This window comes from Spirosoma agri, from assembly GCF_010747415.1.
Taxonomy (GTDB): Bacteria; Bacteroidota; Bacteroidia; order Cytophagales; family Spirosomataceae; genus Spirosoma; species Spirosoma agri.
Window position 1 is genome coordinate 3,889,538 of record NZ_JAAGNZ010000001.1, and the last position, 21,298, is coordinate 3,910,835.

Annotated in this window: 18 protein-coding genes; 9 read left to right on the forward strand and 9 right to left on the reverse strand. The window is 52.2% G+C overall.

All coding sequences use genetic code 11. The features are described from left to right. The first annotated feature begins 130 nt into the window (after positions 1-130). Positions 131-3,004: a M14 family zinc carboxypeptidase gene (locus GK091_RS16265; RefSeq protein ID WP_164040293.1), complete on the forward strand. Its 2,874-nt coding sequence runs from the start codon at positions 131-133 to the stop codon at positions 3,002-3,004. 68 nt (positions 3,005-3,072) lie between these two features. Here GK091_RS16265 and GK091_RS16270 read toward each other — a convergent pair whose 3' ends face one another. Continuing rightward, complete coding sequence (locus tag GK091_RS16270) at positions 3,073-4,002, reverse strand: nucleoside hydrolase (RefSeq protein WP_164040295.1); 930 nt, start codon at positions 4,000-4,002, stop codon at positions 3,073-3,075. A gap of 308 nt (positions 4,003-4,310) precedes the next feature. Between GK091_RS16270 and GK091_RS16275 the strand changes: the two genes are divergently transcribed. From GK091_RS16275 to GK091_RS16285, 3 genes are all read left to right on the forward strand, one after another. Then, positions 4,311-5,744 (forward strand): hypothetical protein, encoded by a 1,434-nt coding sequence (locus GK091_RS16275; RefSeq protein WP_164040296.1) that lies wholly within the window; start codon positions 4,311-4,313, stop codon positions 5,742-5,744. Positions 5,745-6,067: 323 nt separating this feature from the next. After that, on the forward strand, positions 6,068-6,790 hold the full coding sequence (locus tag GK091_RS16280; RefSeq protein ID WP_164040298.1) for a class I SAM-dependent methyltransferase: 723 nt from the start codon (positions 6,068-6,070) through the stop codon (positions 6,788-6,790). 14 nt (positions 6,791-6,804) lie between these two features. After that, on the forward strand, positions 6,805-7,965 hold the full coding sequence (locus tag GK091_RS16285) for a DUF1624 domain-containing protein (RefSeq protein WP_164040300.1): 1,161 nt from the start codon (positions 6,805-6,807) through the stop codon (positions 7,963-7,965). 89 nt (positions 7,966-8,054) lie between these two features. On the opposite strand, the gene GK091_RS16290 is transcribed toward GK091_RS16285, so the two are convergent. Beyond that, positions 8,055-8,351 carry an antibiotic biosynthesis monooxygenase family protein gene (locus GK091_RS16290; protein WP_164040302.1) on the reverse strand — a complete coding sequence of 99 codons (297 nt, stop codon included), beginning with the start codon at positions 8,349-8,351 and terminating at the stop codon, positions 8,055-8,057. 353 nt (positions 8,352-8,704) lie between these two features. Between GK091_RS16290 and GK091_RS16295 the strand changes: the two genes are divergently transcribed. Both GK091_RS16295 and GK091_RS16300 read left to right on the forward strand, forming a co-directional pair. Continuing rightward, entirely contained in the window at positions 8,705-9,709 is a 1,005-nt protein-coding gene (locus GK091_RS16295; protein ID WP_164040303.1) for an NAD(P)/FAD-dependent oxidoreductase, read from the forward strand. A 90-nt stretch (positions 9,710-9,799) separates the two neighbouring features. Next, the gene (locus tag GK091_RS16300; RefSeq protein WP_164040304.1) at positions 9,800-10,120 is read left to right on the forward strand and encodes a 2Fe-2S iron-sulfur cluster-binding protein; all 321 of its coding nucleotides are present in this window, start codon (positions 9,800-9,802) and stop codon (positions 10,118-10,120) included. A gap of 21 nt (positions 10,121-10,141) precedes the next feature. Here GK091_RS16300 and GK091_RS16305 read toward each other — a convergent pair whose 3' ends face one another. The 4 genes from GK091_RS16305 to GK091_RS16320 all read right to left on the reverse strand — a co-directional run bounded on the left by GK091_RS16305 (position 10,142) and on the right by GK091_RS16320 (position 13,193). After that, positions 10,142-10,663: a RidA family protein gene (locus GK091_RS16305; protein ID WP_164040306.1), complete on the reverse strand. Its 522-nt coding sequence runs from the start codon at positions 10,661-10,663 to the stop codon at positions 10,142-10,144. 26 nt (positions 10,664-10,689) lie between these two features. After that, positions 10,690-11,247 carry a GNAT family N-acetyltransferase gene (locus GK091_RS16310; protein ID WP_164040307.1) on the reverse strand — a complete coding sequence of 186 codons (558 nt, stop codon included), beginning with the start codon at positions 11,245-11,247 and terminating at the stop codon, positions 10,690-10,692. Between the two features lie 98 nt (positions 11,248-11,345). Beyond that, on the reverse strand, positions 11,346-12,443 hold the full coding sequence (locus tag GK091_RS16315) for a winged helix DNA-binding domain-containing protein (protein ID WP_164040309.1): 1,098 nt from the start codon (positions 12,441-12,443) through the stop codon (positions 11,346-11,348). Positions 12,444-12,560: 117 nt separating this feature from the next. After that, positions 12,561-13,193, reverse strand: coding sequence for a DinB family protein (locus tag GK091_RS16320; RefSeq protein ID WP_164040310.1), 633 nt, complete (start codon positions 13,191-13,193; stop codon positions 12,561-12,563). Positions 13,194-13,284: 91 nt separating this feature from the next. Between GK091_RS16320 and GK091_RS16325 the strand changes: the two genes are divergently transcribed. Together GK091_RS16325 and GK091_RS16330 are read left to right on the forward strand one after the other, a co-directional pair. Beyond that, positions 13,285-14,052: a cupin domain-containing protein gene (locus GK091_RS16325; RefSeq protein ID WP_164040312.1), complete on the forward strand. Its 768-nt coding sequence runs from the start codon at positions 13,285-13,287 to the stop codon at positions 14,050-14,052. A gap of 254 nt (positions 14,053-14,306) precedes the next feature. Continuing rightward, positions 14,307-15,101 (forward strand): SDR family NAD(P)-dependent oxidoreductase, encoded by a 795-nt coding sequence (locus tag GK091_RS16330; protein WP_164040313.1) that lies wholly within the window; start codon positions 14,307-14,309, stop codon positions 15,099-15,101. Between the two features lie 122 nt (positions 15,102-15,223). Here the strand turns inward: GK091_RS16330 and GK091_RS16335 are convergent, their stop codons facing one another. After that, on the reverse strand, positions 15,224-18,115 hold the full coding sequence (locus tag GK091_RS16335) for a M16 family metallopeptidase (protein WP_164040315.1): 2,892 nt from the start codon (positions 18,113-18,115) through the stop codon (positions 15,224-15,226). Positions 18,116-18,245: 130 nt separating this feature from the next. Then, on the reverse strand, positions 18,246-19,616 hold the full coding sequence (locus GK091_RS16340) for a glycoside hydrolase family 88/105 protein (protein ID WP_164040316.1): 1,371 nt from the start codon (positions 19,614-19,616) through the stop codon (positions 18,246-18,248). Positions 19,617-19,940: 324 nt separating this feature from the next. On the opposite strand from GK091_RS16340, the gene GK091_RS16345 reads away from it, so the two are divergent. Continuing rightward, a complete protein-coding gene (locus GK091_RS16345; protein WP_164040318.1) occupies positions 19,941-20,429 on the forward strand; it encodes an ankyrin repeat domain-containing protein in 489 nt (162 codons plus the stop codon). A gap of 67 nt (positions 20,430-20,496) precedes the next feature. Here the strand turns inward: GK091_RS16345 and GK091_RS16350 are convergent, their stop codons facing one another. After that, positions 20,497-21,213, reverse strand: coding sequence for an SDR family oxidoreductase (locus GK091_RS16350; RefSeq protein WP_164040321.1), 717 nt, complete (start codon positions 21,211-21,213; stop codon positions 20,497-20,499). Positions 21,214-21,298 lie beyond the last annotated feature (85 nt).

A 21,298-nucleotide genomic window follows, 5' to 3' on the forward strand; every position in this document is an offset into this window, starting at 1 on the left:
AGGCAATACGTTTACTTTATTTTGATTTTATGGATTTATTTGAAATTAAATTCCGCACTGTCTTGATATAGTTGCCACATAAGCCAATATTTGGTAAATTTTATGCATAAAAATCTAACCGGTATCCTTTATGGCCTTTTCTACAAAGACCCCGTTGATCAGGCGGGTCTGTGCGCTGGCTGCACTCGGATTCACACTGACTGGCGTATCAGCCCAGGCTCAGTCAATCGACGAGACGTACAACCAGAAAATTAAAGAGTATACAACTGACAAACGGTTCCTGCCTTCTTCGGTCCTGGACCTTCCCAACGACCCGAAAATCCCCTCACCCCTCAAGTATTTCGGCCAGATTGTCGGCACGCCCGGTGTTCTGCATCGTACTCCAGAAATTTATGGCTACTACCAGAAACTGGCCCAAAGCTCACCAAACCTTACCGTTCAGCAGGTAAGCACCAGCGAAGAAGGACGGCCTATTCAGTTGGTCGCCATTGGCAGCGAAGACGCGATGAAACGGCTCGACCACTACAAGAAGCAGCTCGCTCTACTGGCCGATCCGCGAAAAATGAACCCGCAGGATTTAGAGAAAATCCTGGGTGACACCAAACTGGTCTATTACCTCAATGGGGGTCTTCACTCGCCGGAGATGGGTTCGCCGGAAATGCTCATGGAACTGGCGTATCGACTGATTACCAGCCAGCAGCCAGAGATCAAAACGATTCGGGATAATATCATTGTCCTGATCAATCCCGTGTCGGAACCCGATGGCTGGGACAAGCAGGTCGACTGGTACTTTCGTTACACCAAAGACCGAAAGAACTACGACGATGGTTTTCCAAAATCGCCACCCTACTGGGGCAAATACACCTACCACGATAACAACCGCGACGGTTTGCAGGTATCGCAGGCACTGACCAAAGCGTTGTTCAAAATCTTCTACGACTGGCACCCAACGGTCAGCCTCGATCTGCACGAATCCGTCCCCCTGCTGTACATCTCAACCGGTACGGGGCCTTACAACGAAACCATTGATCCCATCACGATCGGTGAATGGCAGACGATGGCCAATCACGACATTACGTCACTGGCTTCGCAGGGCATTCCCGGCGTGTTCACGTGGGCGTTCTACGATGGCTGGTATCCCGGTTATGCCCTCTGGATTTCCAATAATCACAATGCCGCCGGCCGTTTTTACGAAACCTTCGGGAATGCAGGCGCGACTACCTACCTGCGCGATTTGGGCGAGCAGAAATACGCGGGAGATGCGGTCACGTCCAAAGAATGGTATCGGCCCGATCCGGCTACGGAAAAGGTGTACTGGTCTTATCGGAATGGCATCAACTACATGGAAGCGGGTGTGTTGGCCTCGTTGACGTACGGCGCGACGAACAGCCGGATGCTACTGAAGAATTTTTACCAGAAAGGGCTTAACAACATCCGGAAAGGAACGGAAGAAACGCCACGCGCTTTTGTAATTCCGAAGAACCAGCGCGACCCCGCCATGGCCGCTTACCTAGTGAATCAGCTACGGGCGCAGGCTATCGAGGTCCACAAAGCGGAGTCGGGCAACAATCAGGGCGATTACGTGGTGCTGCTCAATCAGCCGTATCGCAATCTGGCCGTGTCCTTATTGACGAAACAGAACTACCCCAAAGAAGCGAAGTTCCCGCCTTACGACGACATTGCCTGGACGCTGGGTTATCTGTATGGGGTTGATGTGAAAGCCGAAGACAGCGTAAAATACGCAACCAGTGACCTGAAAATGATCAGCGACGACGTACGCTACGCCGGTACCATGAACGGCGACGGCAACAGTTATGTGCTTGACTACAAGGGTCAGAATAACCTGCTCCCCGCGTTGCTATGGGCCAAAACGCAGAACAAACAGGCGAAAGCGATCGTGCTGGATGCGCGCACGACCATTGCGGGTATCAAAGACACGCTGGCGGCTGGAGCCGTCGTGTTCAAAGGACTCACAGCTGATCAGTCGAAGAAGCTGGCGGCTCAGTTCGGGCTTGATTTGCAGGCAACAAAAGCCAGTACGGATGTCAAACAGCACGAAATCAGTCTGCCCCGTGTGGCTATTTACCACAGCTGGTTTAATACGCAGGACGAAGGCTGGGCCCGGTTTACATTCGAACAGCGCGGCATTCCGTACACATCCATCAACAAAGACCATCTGAAATCAGGCGACCTTCGAAAGAAATTTGACGTAATTCTGATTCCCAGGATGCGCGGATCGGCCATTAGTTTCATTCACGAGATCGACGCGAAATACGGGCCAATGCCGTACACCAAAACCGCCGAGTTTCCGTCGCATGGTTTTCCGGACGCCACCAGTGACATGACCGGAGGCCCCGGTTTTGAGGGCGTCGAGCAGCTAAAAAAATTCGTGAAAGCGGGTGGTGTGCTGGTCACGCTGGATAACTCATCGCTGATGATTGCCGAAACGGGTATTACCCGCGACCTGGAGCAGGTGAGTGCACCAACGCTTTTCCACCCGGGTTCGATTGTAACCGTAAAGAACCGAAAACCAGACAGTCCGATCATGTACGGTTTCCCCGAAACGTTCTCTATTTTCCGGGGTATCGCTCCGCTGCTGCAAACGAAGAAATACAACCGCGATATGGTTTTGATGCAGTACGGTACCAAACCCCTCAAGGACGAAGAAGAATACAAGGGAGCCATCATGGGCATGCCCGATCGGAAGCCGATAAAAGACAAGGCCAAGGAAGCCGCGAAAAAGGACGATCCGTATGTACTGTCGGGCATGGTGCGCAACGAACAGGCGATCATTGGTCATGGCGGTATTTTTAACGTGCCGGTTGGTTCGGGACGGGTGGTTGCGTTCACGTTTGACCCGTTACACCGCTACCTGAATCACCACGACGCGCCCCTTCTCTGGAACGTACTCATCAACTGGAATCACCTCGACACCCCGGCTGGTCAGCCTGCAACAGCCCAAGCAAAAGGAGAGTCCGCGACGAAAGTGAGCGGGGGCAATTAAGTGAACGAGCGAACGAGCGAATAGGGTGGCTAGTAATCACTCGTTCACTCAATCACTCGTTCGCCCAATTATCGCTTGAATTGCGTTAACAGGTATTCATAGAAATACTCGACGTTGACGTCGGTCGCGATTTTGACGGAATAGCCTGCGTCATCCAGATAGGTTTGTCCGGCGTTGGGTGGCCGGGTGCTCACCTTTGCTTTCACGACTTCCGTTTTGAACTGCTCCGGCATAGCCAGATAACTCGTTGCCAGAATATCCCACATGAAATAGGTGTAATAATAGCCCGGTATCGTGTCGATCGTCAGCGCCCAGAACTGACCCGTCAGGTTCGATAGGTTGTAGTCGATCTGCGTAGCTAACGTGGACAGGAACGCTTTTGTCACGGGTACGTGGTTAGTCACGTCCAGCGGTATGAATGTCAGCGGCAGTTCAAGCTCCAGGAGTTTTTTTGTGCTGATCGGGTCCCATAATACATTCCATTCGGCGGAGCCATCGTGCTGAAACGTCTGCACATTGCCGGATACGTTGAAAGCCCCCGCCATCCATACAACTTCCTCTAGTTTGGCCGCCAGCTCAGGGGCTTTCTCCAGCGCCAGAACCAGGTTGGAACAGGGGCCGGTCATCAGCATCGTTACGTTTCCGGGAGCGTTGGTGAGCCGGTCGATGATCAGGTCGGGAGCGCTCAGGTACGTATACGGATCGGGCGCTTTGGGCAGATTGATAAGCATCGGCAGCGCGTTGATGATCTCCGGCCGCGCGCGCCATTCGCTCGGAAACGCGTTGATGCCATAGTAATCACCCCTCCCCAGCGGAATCTGTTCCTTGCCCATCAGCTGAAGTAGCTTGTAGGTCGATTCGAGCGCAGGTTCAATGTAGCAGTCGGCGGGTGTTACGGTAACCCCAATCAAATCAACATCGGGCATTGTCAATACGAGCAGTTGGGACAACAGATCATCGATGGCGCCATCATGATCCATCAATACAGCCTTGGGCATTGCAGGTAGTTTGTCTGGTGTTGGTCGCAATATAGACTACGTGGTCCGTTCGAACAAGCGCCTGCTTACGCTCACCATCGGATCAGGGAACGCGCCCGGACCAGGACGGTAGGGATTAGGCAGATCTACCCGTCACTCTTTTCAACGGCTCCATTCGTCCGCATCCAGCGCGCATTCCAACGGTTCACTTTATGAAGTAGTCTTCTCTATATTTACCGAAATAGAAACCGATACACCCCTACCAACAGGCGTTTGAACGGCTACTACATACTGGCTGCGCACGTTCTGTATAAACGATTTTATCGTTAATGACGCTATCCGAGAAGCATTTACGTATATTTTTAGCCATTTTAGTGCTATTAACAACACTCACCTATTACCACCGAAACCCGACCGGCGATGATGCCTGGTTTGCCGAGCAATCGTACTGGTTCGTCAAGGACGGTATCATCCGATCCGAATTTTTCAGGGGGTTGCTGGGCTGGGAGAATCAATTACTGGTTAGTCATAAATTGTTTTTGCTGTTCGGCGCGGGCCTGATCAACCTTTTTGGCTATCATCTGCCCGTGGTTCAATTCGTCGGGCTGCTTTCGTTCGGCGTCATTATAGCCGAAATTATCGCTTACATCCGCAACAAAGAAGGTCGCTACGGTTCCTGGTCTTTTCTGGCTATTCTGATCCTGATCTTCTCGAACCGGCTGCTCATAAAAATGAGTTTCGAGAACCGGCCTGAGCTTATGCTGGCGGCCCTGGGATTTGGGTCTTTTTTGTGTCTGAACAACAAACGCCCGTCGCTGGCCGGGAGTCTCATAGCCGGTGTACTGGCGGGCCTGGCGATGCTGTGCCATCTCAACGGAGTCATTTACCTGATCGCCGGTTTTGGAACGCTGGTGTATCTCCGCCTGTACAAACAAGCCCTGCTGTTTGCCGTAGCGGGTGGCCTAACGGCCCTGTTCTACTTTACGGATATTGTTCTGGCCGACAATGGATTTGCTATCTGGTCGTATCAGTTTCGCAACGATCCGGCTACGCAAAGTGCGTTTGGCTGGTATCCCAAACTGATAGTAATACTCACGTTTCCCAAGCTCTTTTTCGAATCGCCGGAGCAGATAGCGTTGTCACTGTTGCTGGTATTCCTGCTCTGGCATCAGCGTAAATACCTTCGTGCGTTACCGGTTGTGCTGAAAGTCTATTCCAGCCTACTGATCGTCTCATTCTGGCTCATTACCAAACACGGATCGGGTACGTATATGCCCTTGTTCATACCGTTTATGCTGGTGCTGGTGTATGAGTTATATCGTTCGAACCCATTCAAAAATTGGGGATTGGCCGTAGTACTTGCCGCTTATTTTGGTATCGGCATTTACGGAACTATTGAAATTATTTATAAAAATTTCAGTTCAGAATTTTTACCTGTTTCCTATAAAAATCTGCGGGAGAAGATCCCGACCAACGAAAAAGGACTCGTGCCGCTAACCTACTTTTTCAACGAATATGATCGTCATCCAGCCCTGTTGAGCAGCGAGAACTTCAAGCACCATGCCATACCGACAGCCAATCCATCAGCGCAGCTGGCACAGTGGGCGCACCAGCAAGGCGTTGGTTTTATTTTAATGGATTACGCGTACCGACCGGAAGATTTTTACCCGAAACCCGGTACATCCAGCTTACCTTCCTACAGACTCACCTATTTCGATGGCCGTTTTGCCGTCTATCGTCATTCCGGCAACACTGCCCACTAGCCGGTTCAAAATCTGTCTTGACTTTCGTATTTGGGACTATTATTATCGCATTAGGGACAAACTAGCAAATACTGATGACTATTGACTAGAATTGCCGTCTTGCCTTGTGTCTTATTTAACACCGAATCAATAAGTAGACAGATGTCGAAGGGGGCATTCACGTTTTATGCTGATTACGGATAGATAAGGCTGTAATATTTCCACATTTAACGTCACCTGCTATGTTAAGACAATTACTTCCATAATCGTTAAAAAAGCCAATTAAACAAACGTATACCCGTGTCGTAGATTACAGTGAGCTACTTCTTGGCTTACGGGATGCATTGACTCCCCCTCGCTCCAAAATTTTTATTGGCGCCGGGGACTTCAAGGTAGTTGGTCAGGAATTCAAAAAACTCTTCATCGACATCGGTGGCCTGAAGCCTAACGAATCCGTTCTGGACGTAGGCTGTGGTATTGGTAGAATGGCCATTCCCCTGACCAATTATCTAACAGCACAAGGAAGTTATGAAGGCTTTGACATTGTTGAACAGGGTATAGCCTGGTGTCAGCGTATGGTTACGCCCCGCTTTCCCGGTTTTCACTTTCAATTGGCGGATGTCTACAACAGCCATTATCATCCGCAGGGCCGTTACCAGGCGCACGAATACCGGTTCCCGTTCGAAGACAACCGCTTTGACTTCGTCTTTCTAACGTCCGTTTTTACGCACATGCCCGTTCGGGAAACGGCACACTATCTGGCTGAAATCAGCCGGGTGCTCAAACCGGGTGGTCGTTGTTTTGCGACATTCTTCCTGCTCAACGAAGAATCCCGGACGCTTATGGTCACCGAACAGAGTACGTACAATTTTCAGTACGAGTTAGAGGGGCGGTATATTTTCAACCCGCTGGACCCTGATCTGGGGACCGCTTTCGACGAATCATGGGTGTTGACTACCTTGATTCAATGTGGCTTATCATCTCCGGTATCTGTTTACCCAGGTCGCTGGTGTGGTCGAAAAAACGCGACCACCTTTCAGGATATTGTCGTAGCTTATAAGCGCTAACACTATTCTGTCCGATGAATCGAATCACTACCATCGACGTAACCCGCGGTCTGGTCATGATCATCATGGCATTGGACCACATTCGGGACCTTTTACATATCACGGCTATTTCGCAGAACCCAACCGACCTGACGACCACCACCGCCCCGATCTTCCTGACGCGCTGGATTACGCATTTGTGCGCACCAACGTTCGTTTTCTTATCGGGCGCGTCGGCTTATCTGTCCTTGAAGAAAAACCGGAATTCGGCTGCGTCACGAGGCTTTCTGTTCAGGCGGGGGCTGGTTTTGATCCTGCTTGAATTGACGGTGATCAACTTCGCGTTCTGGTTTGACATTCAGTTTCGGAGTCTGCTGTTGCAGGTAATTTACGTGATTGGTGGTGGGTTGATTATTCTTTCGATCCTCTCCCGACTGCCGGTCAGATGGGTTGGCCTACTCGGTCTGGTGATCGTTTTCGGCCATAATCTGCTGGCGCTGCTGCCACCCATTACGAATCCCACGGCCCGCTTTGTGAGCGCCTTATTTTTCCGGGTTGATTTCTTCCCGTTAAGTCCATCGTTCGCGGTGGTGACCGGCTATCCGCTGATTCCCTGGCTGGGTATTATGCTGGTCGGTTTTGCGCTCGGCTCGCGTCTTGATCAACCCATTACCGTTCGCAGGCGGTTGCTGTTTCGCCTTGGCCTCAGTGCGTTAGGGCTATTCGTTATACTCCGTTTTATCAATGTATATGGCGATCCCGCGCCGTGGTCCACTCAGAAGGACGCGCTCTTTACCGTGCTGTCATTCATCAACGTAACGAAGTATCCGCCCTCGTTGCTGTATGATTTACTGATGATTGGCATTGCCTTGGTCGTTCTGGGGCTGGCCGATGGCGTTGATAATCCCGTTACGCGCTGGTTGATGGTATATGGAAAAGTTCCGATGTTTTATTACATCATCCATTGGTACTCCGTTCACCTGCTGATGATTGCGATGGTTCTGCTCCAGGGATTTAGCCTGAACGATATCCAGGCCGGTACAATGAGTTTCGGACGCCCTGCCGGAGCCGGTATTTCGCTTGGCCCGATTTATCTGGTCTGGCTTGGACTGGTGCTGGCCCTCTATCCCTTATGCCGGTGGTACGGTCGGTATAAATCGGCCCATCCGGAGAATGCTGTCTTGCGTTATATTTAAATTTTTGACTATCAGTTTGTAAACCAGGGGTCATAGGCCGTATCTTGGAGATACGGCCTATGACCCCTGGTTTACAAACTGATACCGTACTACACGACCTGCACATTCACATCGTAATAGTCAACCGTTGGTGGTCCGGCGAAGTAGTCTTTCATTCCTTCTAAGACATTCTGCAAAAAGCCATTGGACTCGGCGTCTTTTCGGCTCTGCTCAGACTCCCAGATCGTTACCATCAATCCTTTGTTCGTCTCGGTATTCGTCAGATAACGGCTGTTCTTAAAGCCGGTCAATTCGTTAAGACCGGGGCCAACTGAATCACGAAAATAATCGATCGACTCGGCTATCGTATCCGGTTTTAAGGGCACCTGAATGACTCGTGCGTACATGAAACTAGTTGTTAAAAGGGTTAGCCTAAACAAAGAGGACTGGGTGCAAAGTACATCCATCCTACCGAAAAGCAGTGCTGAACGGAGATGATCCGGCCCCAATTTATCCAAAGGCCAACCTGACTTTACGTTCTGCATTTGCCCGCGTAACCTGTCATCAGCTACTCCGTCGTATTCATTCCGGTTATCCCGCATTACCATTTCTCATACCGGATTGCTGCCCTGAACCGGAGTACTCGCTCTACCTTTACGGCAGGCTTAGTACCCCGGCCAACTGGCTTTTCACGGCACGTCTCCAACGCTTTTGGCCAGATTACCGGTGAAAATGGGGAAGCCGCTTGTCGAATACTACTATGATCACTACAGATATTTGCATCATTGGCGCGGGTCCCGTTGGCCTGTTCGCCGTCTTCGAAGCCGGGTTGTTAAAAATGCGCTGCCACCTCATCGACGCGCTTCCCCAGGTCGGTGGGCAGCTTTCGGAAATATATCCGCAGAAACCCATATACGACATTCCCGGCTATCCGGAAGTGAAAGCGCAGGAGCTGGTCGATAACCTGATGGAACAGATTGAGCCGTTCCACCCGACATTCACGCTGGGCGAACGGGTCGAAACGCTGGAACGGCAGGCCGATGAATCCTTCCTGCTGACTACCAACGAGGGCACAGCCGTTCATTGTCAGGTCGTTGTTATTGCGGGGGGACTTGGCTGCTTTGAGCCACGTAAGCCGGAGATTCAAAACCTGGAACAGTTTGAGGGTAAAGGCGTCGCTTACATGGTCAAAAATCCGGAACAGCTCCGCGACCGGCGGGTGGTGCTGGCGGGTGGTGGTGACTCGGCGCTCGACTGGACGGTTTTTCTGGCTACGATTGCGAAAGAAGTGACGCTGGTTCACCGGAGCGACAGTTTTCGGGGAGCACCCGACTCTGCCGAAAAAGTGTTTGACCTGGCGAAGGAAGGCCGCATCAATCTGGTACTGCAATCCACGATCACCAGCCTTCAGGGCAACGGCCATTTGCAGGAAGTGAGTATTACGGCCAAAGACAAAACCGTGACGACGCTGGCTGCCGACAACCTGATTCCGCTCTTCGGCCTAACGCCAAAGCTCGGTCCTATTGCCGACTGGAACCTGTCGATCGATAAGTCGGCCATCAACGTCGACACCACCGATTACTCAACTAATGTTGACCGGATCTATGCCATCGGCGACATCAACACGTATCCGGGCAAGCTGAAGTTGATCCTGAGCGGATTCCACGAAGCTGCGCTGATGTGCCAGAGTGCCTTCAAATACGTATACCCCAATCAGAAGCTGAGTTTCAAATACACAACAGTTAACGGCATTCCCACCTTTTAAAGTAGCAGCTTTGGGGCGGGGATTCGGAGCCGGGATGTGTTAAAAGCGGGTTTCCACGGCGACGGCCGACCGTCCGCGCTACAATACGATATGATTCAATTCACGATAGAAGACCGCGATGGCGAGCCGCAAATGCTGGAAATTCCGGAAGGAATTAATCTGAGCCTGATGGAAGTGCTGAAAGCGTCGGAGTATAACATACTGGCAACCTGTGGCGGTATGGCACTCTGCGCAACCTGTCACGTGCAGGTGCTTAACGGATTCGATAACCTCCCTCCGGCACGCGACGCCGAACTGGATATGCTCGATACCCTACCCGATGCCGATGCCGACAGTAGGCTAGCCTGTCAGATTCGGGTCGATGAAACGATTGAAGGTGGTATTTTCAGGATCAGAGGGGAAGAGCAGTAGGCAGTTTCCTGACGACTAGATTTACTCCACTTCCACCACCATTTCGATTTCAACGGCGTAGTTTGATGGTAGCGCGGCCATGCCAACCGCCGACCGGGCGTGTTTGCCAATGTCGCCGAACAACGCTACCAGCAAATCAGAACAGCCATTGATCACTTTGGGCTGATCGGTAAAATCGGGCGTCGAATTCACGAACCCCGTCACCTTGACGATACGCTTCACCCGAGCCAATTCGCCGACTTCATTTTTGAGCGTGGAAAGCAACGAAATAGTCGTTACCCGAGCCGCTTCGTATCCCTGTTCCATGGTTAGTTCTTTACCGAGCTTTCCCGTAATGGCTGACCCATCGGCGCGGGTCGATACGTGACCGGCCAGAAAGATCAGGTTGCCAGACCGGACGGCTTTTACGTAGTTCCCTACGGATTTGGTCGGCGCATATAACTCAATACCCATGTTCTTCAGCGTCTGCTCAAGCGTTTGCCCGTAGGAGCGGTTGACACACGAAAGTACGAGCAGACAATAGAAGGCGTAGCGAATGTTCATAAACGGTAGATCGGTTTGTGTAGGAGTTAAGGCTGAGTGGTCGTAGTCGGCTTAGATACGAGCTTTTCCAGGACAATAAAGTCAAGTGGCTGTTTGGGGAAACCAAAGCGGGGGTCGTTCGGAAACGGTTTCGTTTCGCCGGTCGGCTGGTAACCACGCCGTTGATACCACGCGATCAATTCATACCGAACGGTGATGACCGTCATCGTAATGGCCCGGCAATGGTACTCCGCAGCCATTCGTTCGGCGGCTTCCAGCAGCTTCCGGCCAATGCCGTTGGCCTGGGCTTCCGGCGTCACGGTCAGCATACCCAGATACAGATCGGAATAGCGCATACCGGCATCCTTTCGTTCCAGATAAACGCACCCCAGTAGTTGACCAGACTCCTCATATTTCAGGATCGTTGCCGCCGGATTCTGGAGCATGATCGTCAACCCCTCATCATCCGTTCGGGCACCGCCCAGCAGGTCGGCTTCGGTTGTCCACCCTTTCCGGGAGCCATCGCCCCGATAGGCACTATTCACCAGTTGATTTAACGCAGGAATATCGTCTACCGTAGCGGTCGAAATAAGCGCATTGTTCATAGTACGCAAAGATATTGGGGTTCAGCTAATAACAAAACGGCCGGAGCGATTGCCACCCCAGCCATTTCAGTTGCTATTTGGACTGTATTCTTCCAACGTCAGCCAACTTGAGTGCTATCCAGCGACCATTGGGTAGTCAGCTTTTTGAAGTGGCCGTATTGTTTACTGGCTTGCGCAAAGGCTTCGTGTTGCGCTTCCGATAAGGGGTAGAAAAGTTTTGTATCGATCGAAACGGTGTCTTTTTTGATCGTCCGTTTCCAGGTTCCGACAACCCGTCCATCGACGACCAGTACCGGGTTGAAGATTCCATTTCCGGCACTAACGATCTGCTGAAGATCAAGCGCACCGAGTGCAGCACGACGATCTTTATAACCCACCAGATACTCATCGAAAGACGGTAGCAAATAAACGGCCAGTGCCGCATCGGGAACGACAGGCCCGGCTTGAGCCATCCAATAGGTTTGTCCATCAATTGTTTCCGCTATAAGTTGTGCTTTAGTCAGGTTAATTCCGGTTCTGGCTTCCGCCATCGTCAAGCCCGACCACCAGACGAAATCCGGTAGCGTGGCGGGTCCGTGGCTCGTAAAGTACCGTTTGGTCAGTTCGGCCAAGGCTTCGTCGCGCGCCATCGCCTTCGTTAGCGGCACCCATTCATCAAGCAGCGTATACGTATTTTCGATACCGCGCCGGACGCCACAACAGATCAGCCCATCGAACGCGGCTCGTCCAAGAAGCAGGTTCATACGCAAATCATGGACGGGAACGCCTGCCGCATCGAGGGCCCGTTTCAACTCCGTTCGTACTAGTTCGTTGCCGTCCCGTAACGCATTAACCAGTATGTCATAACTTTTGGTCAGTGTGGCTGCGCCGAGTTCGTATCGGCGCAAATAACCAGCCGACAACAGGTGCAGTCGGGGTCTGAGCAAAGCCAGCATCCAGTGAACATCGTTGGCGGCCAGCAGATGCAGGGTTCCCCGCATGGCCCAGGTACGAATGATCGACCGGTCAGCGATCGCCTGTTCAATTACCGTTTCGGTAGTGCCGGGCAGCCGAAGACCAAGCGCCCATTTTGCTGCGGGGAAATCCTGTCCCTGCACCGCCCCAAGCCAGGCCACCAGTGCACTGGGTTTCGCGAAGGTCGACCGGCTGATTTGCTGATTCGCCATTCTGAGCTGATTAATCGCGGAATCTGTCATCGTTGGCATGGACGGTTTGTAGCGCGGGCGGAAGCCCGCGTGGTCAATTATAGGTATTAAATTATACGTTACGCTTCGGCTATGCAGGCTTCCGCCCGCGCTACCTGCGGTATCGGACTAACCAATCTCCCGGTAGAAACTATAATCCGTCGTAGGCGCATCGGTCAGGCCAATTGTACGACCAATCGTTATGAGCTGTCCCCGATGGTAAGTGCCGTGGTTCATGCAATGGTGAATCAACGAAACGCGTGGTTGCGTACCATCAAACCAGGGGGTTATCAGGTTTATGTCGGCCTGTAATTCCGCTTCGCTCAACGACTGCACGTACGTTGCGAACGCGGTCGAGTGCTCCATGAGCCCGGTAAACACATCGGCCATCGACCCATAAAAACCCTGCCGAAACGACGCAGGCGCTTTTGTCCCTTGTAGCATCGTCAGGCAGATCCGCTGCGTATCCCAGATATGAACCAGGGTCCCTTTTATGCCCGCAAAACTCGATGGCACATCCAGTTCCATCAGGCCCGACGGCTTGCTTTGGAGCCATCGAACCAGCCGTTTGTTCGCCCATTCGTTGTAAACAGCATAATCACTGGTCAACGACGAGAGGGTGAGCGGGGTCTTCATTCCCGGTGTCTGTGTCATAGTGGGTAGTGGCGGTTGGTTACTGTACAAAATAACACCCCACCACTGACAGCCCTGTGTCAGCAGCGTTTTCGATTTTTCCGGAAAATTTTCAGCAAACAAGATCACGGAAAGAGAGTCGGTTTAGGCTACTTTTTGCGTTGGCAAGTAGGCCACTCTAAACCAATGCTTTTGGCGCTACAGCTCTACGAACCAGTCAATGAACTTCCTTCTTATTAGGCTTCTGTTGCTTATACTGGCAACCCCGGCAACGTGGGTACAACCGGTTCATTCGGGTGTCTACGCGTGGGCCAATGCACCGCTAACAACCAAAGCGAATGGGGTTCAGCGAACGATTCTGGACGGGACAACCACTGATTTCAGGCGTATGAGCATCCACGCGACGACGCTTCCTCCCCACCAGGCTCCGCACCCGTCCCATAAGCACGACGATGAAGAATTGATCATTATTAAAGACGGTCAGCTCACGGTTACGATCGAAGGGAAAACCAAGACACTGGGTACGGGCAGCGTTGCGCTGATGATGCCCGGCGACGAACACGGCTTCGAGAACAAGAGTGACGCATCCGCCACGTACTATGTGATGCGCTACGAGTCGAAGGAGCCTAAAGACCTTGGACGGGGCAAACAAGCGGGTGGATCGTTCTGGGTTGACTGGAACGAAGTGGCGTTTACACCACACGACAAAGGCGGAATCCGACGGATGTTCGACCGCGCCACCGCCATGACCAAGCGCTTCGAAATGCACGTCACCACGCTGAATGAGGGGTTGTGGAGCCATCCGCCCCACACCCACCGGGCGGCAGAAATCTTGCTTATGATCGACAAGTCGGCGCAGGAAAGTATCGATGGAAAATTAGGCCCGGCTACGGTTGGCGATCTGATTTTCCTGGAAGCCAATGTCCCGCACGCCATTCAAAACACCAGTAAAGGCAGTTGTACCTACTTCGCCTTCCAGTTCGAGTAAGGGGCGTCTTTTCATTGTTCTTATCGAATTATTTCCCACAGGGGCACGGCACAGAGAGTACTTGCTTTGTTCTCTGTGCTATGCCTCTGTGGGCATAACGCTAGCGAAACGCACAAACTGATTGTCAGTTACGTAGTCTGCGCGAAACCAGCAATCGCCAACGCACGAACCAGCTTTCAGGAACATCGGTTTAGTCTCTATCCGGACACCAGCTTGTTTGGGCTTACAGCGATCCGGCCTTAGTCAGTACAACCATGAATCTACAACTCAACAACAAGACAGCCCTGGTGACCGGCTCTACCGCCGGTATTGGTCTGGCCACAGCCCGGAAACTCCTCGAAGAAGGTGCCCGTGTGATCATTACGGGCCGTACCCAGGCGAAAATTCAATCCGTGATTCAGTCGCTGAAAAGTCAATTACCCGATGCGGATGTTCGTGGGGTAGCGGTTGATTTTTCGCAGAAAGATGCCGTCGATAATCTATTGACAGAGGTTCCGGAAGTCGACATTCTGGTCAATAATGCGGGCATTTTCGAACCGAAAGCCTTCGCAGATATTCCCGACGAGGACTGGTTTCGCTTTTTTGAAGTCAACGTCATGAGCGGCATCCGGCTGTCGCGGCAGTATTTCCCGTTGATGCTTAGCAAAAACTGGGGACGGATTTTGTTCATATCCAGCGAGTCGGCACTGCAAATTCCCGAAGAAATGATCCATTACGGCATGACCAAAACGGCTCAACTAGCGGTAGCACGCGGTCTGGCCGAGCTGACAAAAGGCACGGCCGTTACGGTCAATGCGGTACTGCCCGGCCCAACGGCGTCGGAAGGTGTGCAGGACTTTGTGTCTGACATGGCCAACCACCAAAACAAAGACCGGGCCCAGGTGGAGCGGGAGTTTTTTCAGAATGCCCGGCCAACGTCGCTCCTTCAGCGGTTCTCCAGCACCGATGAGGTTGCCAACATGATCGTGTACCTGAGCAGCCCGCTGGCATCGGCCACCAATGGCTCAGCCATCCGGGTGGATGGTGGCACAGTGAAAGCCATTGTCTAAAAAAACGTAACCTGGACCTCCGGTCCGGGAAGCCGTAGGCTAGGTTGTAGCGTAGTAATGTGAGCTACAGTTTAGCCTTCGGCTTCCCGGACCAGAGGTCCAGGTTACACCTATGTTGCCCTCTACGGTTTGGACGATCCGGCGCGGGCGGGTGCCGCAGTCGTCGTGGTAGACGCAGCCATCGGATTACCGTCCTTGTCCAGCTCGACCAGTTCGTAGCCCAGGCGTTCCAGACCGGGTTTGATCAACTCTTTATTGCCAACCACAGTGATGACCATGTTATTGATTGGCAGCCGTTTTTTAGCGATCGCATCGATCTGTGCTTTCGTAATACCACGCAGAATCTCGCTTTGCTGTTCCGTGAAATTGCGGGGCAGATCATAGTCGATTACGCGACCCAGAAAATATGCTTTTTGCAGCGATGTCTCGTACCGCAGCGCATCGACCTGACCCAGCGAACTCTTCACGAAAGCCAACTCCTGATCGGTGATTCCGGCCTTGCTGTAGTTGGTCATTTCCTTGATAAACTCAACGACCGAGCTGTCCGTTGCGGCTGCTTTTACACCCGCCTGCGCCGTGAACGGACCCGGTGTGTGCGTACTCGAAAAGCCCGAACGCGCTCCGTACGTATAGCCTTTATCCTCACGCAGGTTCATATTGATCCGGCTATTGAAGGCACCACCGAGCATGTAATTGGCCAGACCGGTCTTGTAGTACTCACCCGTTGCATCGTAGGGCATATCAGTCAGGTAACCGATCCGAATTTCAGACTGAGCCGCTTTTTCTTTATCGATCAGATAGATACGCGTCTTGTCGATTTTGCGGGTAACAGCCGCCGTTGGAACGGTCACTGGTTTTGCCGCCCATTTGTTCAGGAACGTTAGCTTTGGCAGTACAGCCGCCTGTTCGATATCGCCCACGATGACCAGGTTCGTAACCGACGGCGAGAAATACTTCGCATAAAACGCTTTCACGTCGTCCAGCGTGATCGCTTCCACGGATTTCGTCGTGCCGCTCACCGGTACGGAACGGATGTTATCGGTCCCGTAGATCAGTTTGTTATACGCCTTGTTGGCAATGACCACCGGCTGCGTGCCCTGGTTGGCGATCAGCTCCAGTTGCTGCTTTTTAAGCCGCTCGAAATCTTCCGGAGCAAATTTTGGCCGGAAAAGTTTTTCTTCCACCAGTGCCAGTGTCGAATCAAGATTCCGAGTCAGTGACTCAACCGACACGTTGATTTCTTCCGTATTGGCGCGAATGTCAACGCTGCTGCCCAGTTTTTCCAGTTTCGTATTGAGCTGTTCGTTCGAATAATGCTGCGTTGCTTCGTTCATCAACGCGGCCGTCAACTGCGCAATGCCCGCTTTGGCCGGATCATTGGCCGACAGCAGGTGACCGCCCTTAATCGAAAACAGCATGGTAACCGTTGGAATCTCATCGTTCTTCGTGCCGATCACTTTCAGGCCATTGGGTAGCTTGTCGGTCCAGAAAGGGGGTACTTTCAGCGTTGGATTCGGGCCAGGACCCGGCTTCGTTTTCCGCTCGAACGTATCTTTCGGCTTCGTGTAGGCCAGACCATTATAGCCGTAATCGGGGGCTTTATAACCAGCCGTCGAAACGGTATAGTTGTCGGGTTTAGCAACAATTTCAGGCTTTCCTTTCGGGTAAACGGTCAGAATAACCGCATTTTTGCCTTTGACGTACTGGTTATAAACCCGCATTACGTCGGCCTTCGTCACAGCTTTATACCGTTTCAACTCCTGCGGCAGGTAATTCGGATTATTCAGATAAGTCTGGAACGCAGCCAGTTGCGACACCTTTCCGGATACGCTCGATAAACCATCGATCAGCTGAGCTTCACGGGTTGCGGTAAACTGAGCAATATCATCATCCGTAACACCCCGTTTTTCGAACTCAGCCAGCGTCCGCCGAACCAGTGCTTCGGTGCTGTCCAGCCGCTTATCCGGGAAAGGCAGCACCGTCATGGCTAACTGACCTGCCAGCTCGGTTGCCGGGTGCGACGCATTCGCCTGCACCGCTAACTGGGCTTTCACGAAATTTTTGTAAAAGAGCGAGTTTTTGCCCCCACCCAGGATTTCGGCCAGTGCATCGAGTGGTGCTTCGTCCGGATGATAGGTTGGCACGGTTGGAAATACGATTTGCAGCATCGGAAACCGGACGTTGTCCTCGTACGATACATACCGATCTTTGTCGAGAACGGGCGATGGCACCTGCGTTTTTGTCACCTCGGGACCGCGCGGAATGGACCCGAAGTATTTTTCGGTCAAGGCCAGCACCTGTTTTGCGTTCACGTCGCCCCCGATGGTCAGCACTGCATTATTCGGGCTGTACCAGCGCAGAAAGAAGTTTTTCAGGTCATTGACGTTCACCCGGTTCAGGTCTTCGATGTAGCCAATGGTCAGCCACGAATACGGGTGACCGTAGGGGAACAGGTTCTTCGCCACATTTTCGCCAGCCAGTCCATACGGACGGTTATCGTAGTTCTGGCCACGTTCGTTCTTGACCGTTGCGCGCTGAATTTCAAATTTTTTCTGGGTTACGGCATCCAGCAGAAAGCCCATCCGGTCGGCTTCGAGCCAGAGCGCCCGTTCGAGCTGATTGCTCGGCAAGGTTTCGTAGTAGTTGGTCCGGTCGCGGTTGGTCGAGCCATTCAGCGTACCACCCGATTCGGTTACGATTTTGAAATGCTCATCATCGGCCACGTGGTCGGACCCCTGAAACATCATGTGCTCAAAAAAGTGCGCGAAGCCCGATTTGCCGATCTCCTCACGCGCTGAGCCAACGTGGTACGTCACGTCGACGTGAACGATGGGGTCGGAATGATCTTCGTGAACCACCAGCGTCAGGCCATTGGGCAACACGTATTTTTCGTACGGAATAACGAGTTCCTTCCCCTGGCGGGTAACTTTCTCGACCAACTTCGTTTGCGAATACGCAGCGTTTACCATTGTCCAGACCAGCGCAGCCGACAGGTAAACCGTAATTTTCTTCATGTTGATAAATGAACAGTATTGGTAAGCAAGTTACGCAGATTAAGGCAAATGAATAAGTAGCAACTGGATAAATGGGATAAGCGGTAAAGGCCCGTCTCTCCTGCTCAGCCCGTTACTTTTCTCCACGCTTTTACCGCTTTTGCGTCAGCTGTAATGAGCTGTCGTTAATCTCGAACGATTTCTTTTTGAGCAGGTTGATCACCTCAGCACCAGCCAGTAAAACCGGGCCGTAACCATGCGCAGCGTAAAGATTGATGGGACGGTGGTAGTAAAAAGCCGGATCGAAACCCATACCCGTTCCGACGCAGGTGCCATCGACCTGGCCTTTGTCGGTTACTTTAGTGGATACGGCGTTCCAGCCAAGCAACGCCATCGGCGAATAGGCAAGCGGGTCGAGCCAGCCACGATTGATTGCTCTGGCAATGGAATAGACGTAAATAGCCGTAGCCGATGTTTCGAGATACGAGTCGTTCCTATCGAGCAATTGATGCCAGAATCCAGACCCTGACTGGCAGGCAGCCAGCCCTCGCGCGTGTGCCTTCAGCAGTTCAAGCACCGCCGGGCGACCCGGATGATTTTCGGGTAGTACATCCAGCAATTCGACATTGGTCATGATACCCCATCCATTGGCGCGCGCCCAGTGAAACTCCGGATGAACAGCCATTCCCTCAACCCAGCCGTGCATATACAAGCCTTTGTCTTTGTTGAACATACGCTTTGAGAACTGGGTAACCTGTTTCACGGCTTCGTCGTAATAAGCCCGGTCACCAGTGAGTTTCCCCATCTGCGCCAGTGCCGGAACGCTCATAAACAAGTCATCGAGCCAGAGCGTATTCGGTTGGGGGCGGTTTCGGGCCAGCGTTCCATCTGATAACCGAAATTCTTTCTTGGTGATGTAGTCCATGTATGTGTTGATCTGAGGACGCAGATCAGTCTTCACGCTGCCCGTCCGGGCCGCTTTGATCATGGCAGCGCACATGGCCCCTGCATCATCGAGCGCATGCGGAGCCAGCATGGGCCGCAGAGACGTATTCGCTTTGGGGTCGGCCTTTACCTGATCGCGGAAGTAGGGAATCAGACTCGCCAGAAACGATAATCGCTTCGTTGTGTAATCGGCATAACGCGGATCGCCCGTGGCTTCGCTGGCCAGCAGCATACCTGCGTACGTAACGCCCCACTCGTAACTCGTCAGCCGAAAATCGCCCGGCTTGATCACCGCATTCGGATTGAATACAGCGAAATTGGTTATCTCCTGACCGGTCTGACGATCGATCACCTGCATGGGCGTGTTGCTTTCCAGGTACTCGTATACCCGGTTCAATACCTTGGTCACTTCCTCGACGCGTGGCTGACCGTAGGGAACGGGATAATCGGGTTGCAGCAGATGCAACGGTGTGGTGGAGTCGTTCGCCTTGAGCGGGGTAGTCTGCCCAAAGGCCAGTGAGGACGCAACAAGGGCGCTCAGAACGGTAGCCGTCGATCGTTTCGCGAGCATCGTCATAGAATCAAGTCAAGGGTTAAGTACAACTGCTTACAGGTAATTATGCTTAGTTTACTTAAAAGCCAGCCTAGCCGGGTAGATACTCTGTGTTGGGCGGTCAGGTGATTCTAGCGGCTGCTGCTGACGAGTTTGGGCCTAACAAACGTGCCGACGTTATGAGGACAAGTGCTGCGCCGGTTTTCGGGTATTCCTACTCGTTTTGGGGTATAATTCGGGCGTTCGGGCGGGTGCTTTTCTGTTTTTATTAGCACGTCAAAAAGACATTATCCGGTTTGGCTGGTTATGAGTTCTAAACAAAAGTCGATAACCCAACACACTACGTCGATGTCTTTTTATTCCATCCGACCTGAACTTCTTTTTTTCGATGCTGCCCGCCGGGGTGACGTTGCCACCATCAGACAGCTAATTGACACAAAAATCGATCTTAACCTTCGGGATGAGAAAGGATTTACGCCCTTGATCGTTGCCGCCTACGATGGTCACGTTGACGCGACCAGAACGTTGCTGGGCGCGGGGGCTGATGTTAACGCGCAGGACGCCAGCGGCAATACGGCACTGATGGGTGTTTCGTTCAAAGGCAACACGGAGATTGCCCAACTGCTGATCGACCAAGGCGCTGATCTGAATAGCCAGAATGCGACCAAGGGCACAGCACTGATGTTCGCAACGATGTTCGGGCGAAATCAACTGGTTAAATTACTACTGGATGCTGGTGCCGACAAATCGATTCAGGACGCCAGAGGGCTGACGGCTCTCGATCTCGCCAAACAGAAAGGAAACGAAGAAGCAATCCAGTGGCTGGGAGTTGAGTAAAAGAGCGAATGAGTGATTGGTGATTAGCGCATTGAATTTATTTAATCACCAATCGCTCAATCACCACTTACTTACCGCCGGGTCGGGTTGGGCGAACTTCGATCTTGCTGGGTAACGTACGGGCGGGCATACGGATAAGATCAACGACCATCTGTCCGATGTCTTCGGGCTGGATTTTCCACGCGTCTTTCTCGCTGGGCTGGTGATTATCGAAGTAGGTCGCTACAGAACCCGGCATAATCGTCGTCACTTTAATACCTTCGCTCCGTAGATCAAGCATGATTGCCTGTGAGAAGCCCACTAATCCAAACTTGCTGGCATTATAGGCCGCGCCTTTCTCGAAAAAGTTCGTTCCGGCCAGACTCGAAATAGTGATGAAGTACCCTTCTGTCTTTATCAGCGCATCGATCGTCGCTTTAGCCGTGTAAAATACACCGGTCAGATTGATATCGATTGTTTCGTGCCATTGCTCGGGTGTCAGCTCTTGGATCGGGGCAAAATGCCCAACACCCGCGTTGGCGATCACATAATCCAATTGTCCCCATTGGGCTAATACAGCCTCTACAGCCTGTTGTTGTGAAGCTAAATCCCGCACGTCGGCGGCAATACCGAGCGCACTGCCCGGCTTGATCTGATTGAGTGACTCAGCCGCAGCTGCGGCACTTTCCGCTGACCGACTAGTGATTGCTACATTAATTCCCTGCTGAATCAAGGCTTCGGCAATGCCGTACCCAATTCCCTTCGAACCGCCTGTAACCAGCGCGGTCTTTTGTCCATCTGCCATAAATACGTTGAGTTAAAAACTATCTCGGCAATAACTCGGGAGTCGATTCAAAGGTTTCGATTTTGTCTGGGTAAAGCCAGTGCCT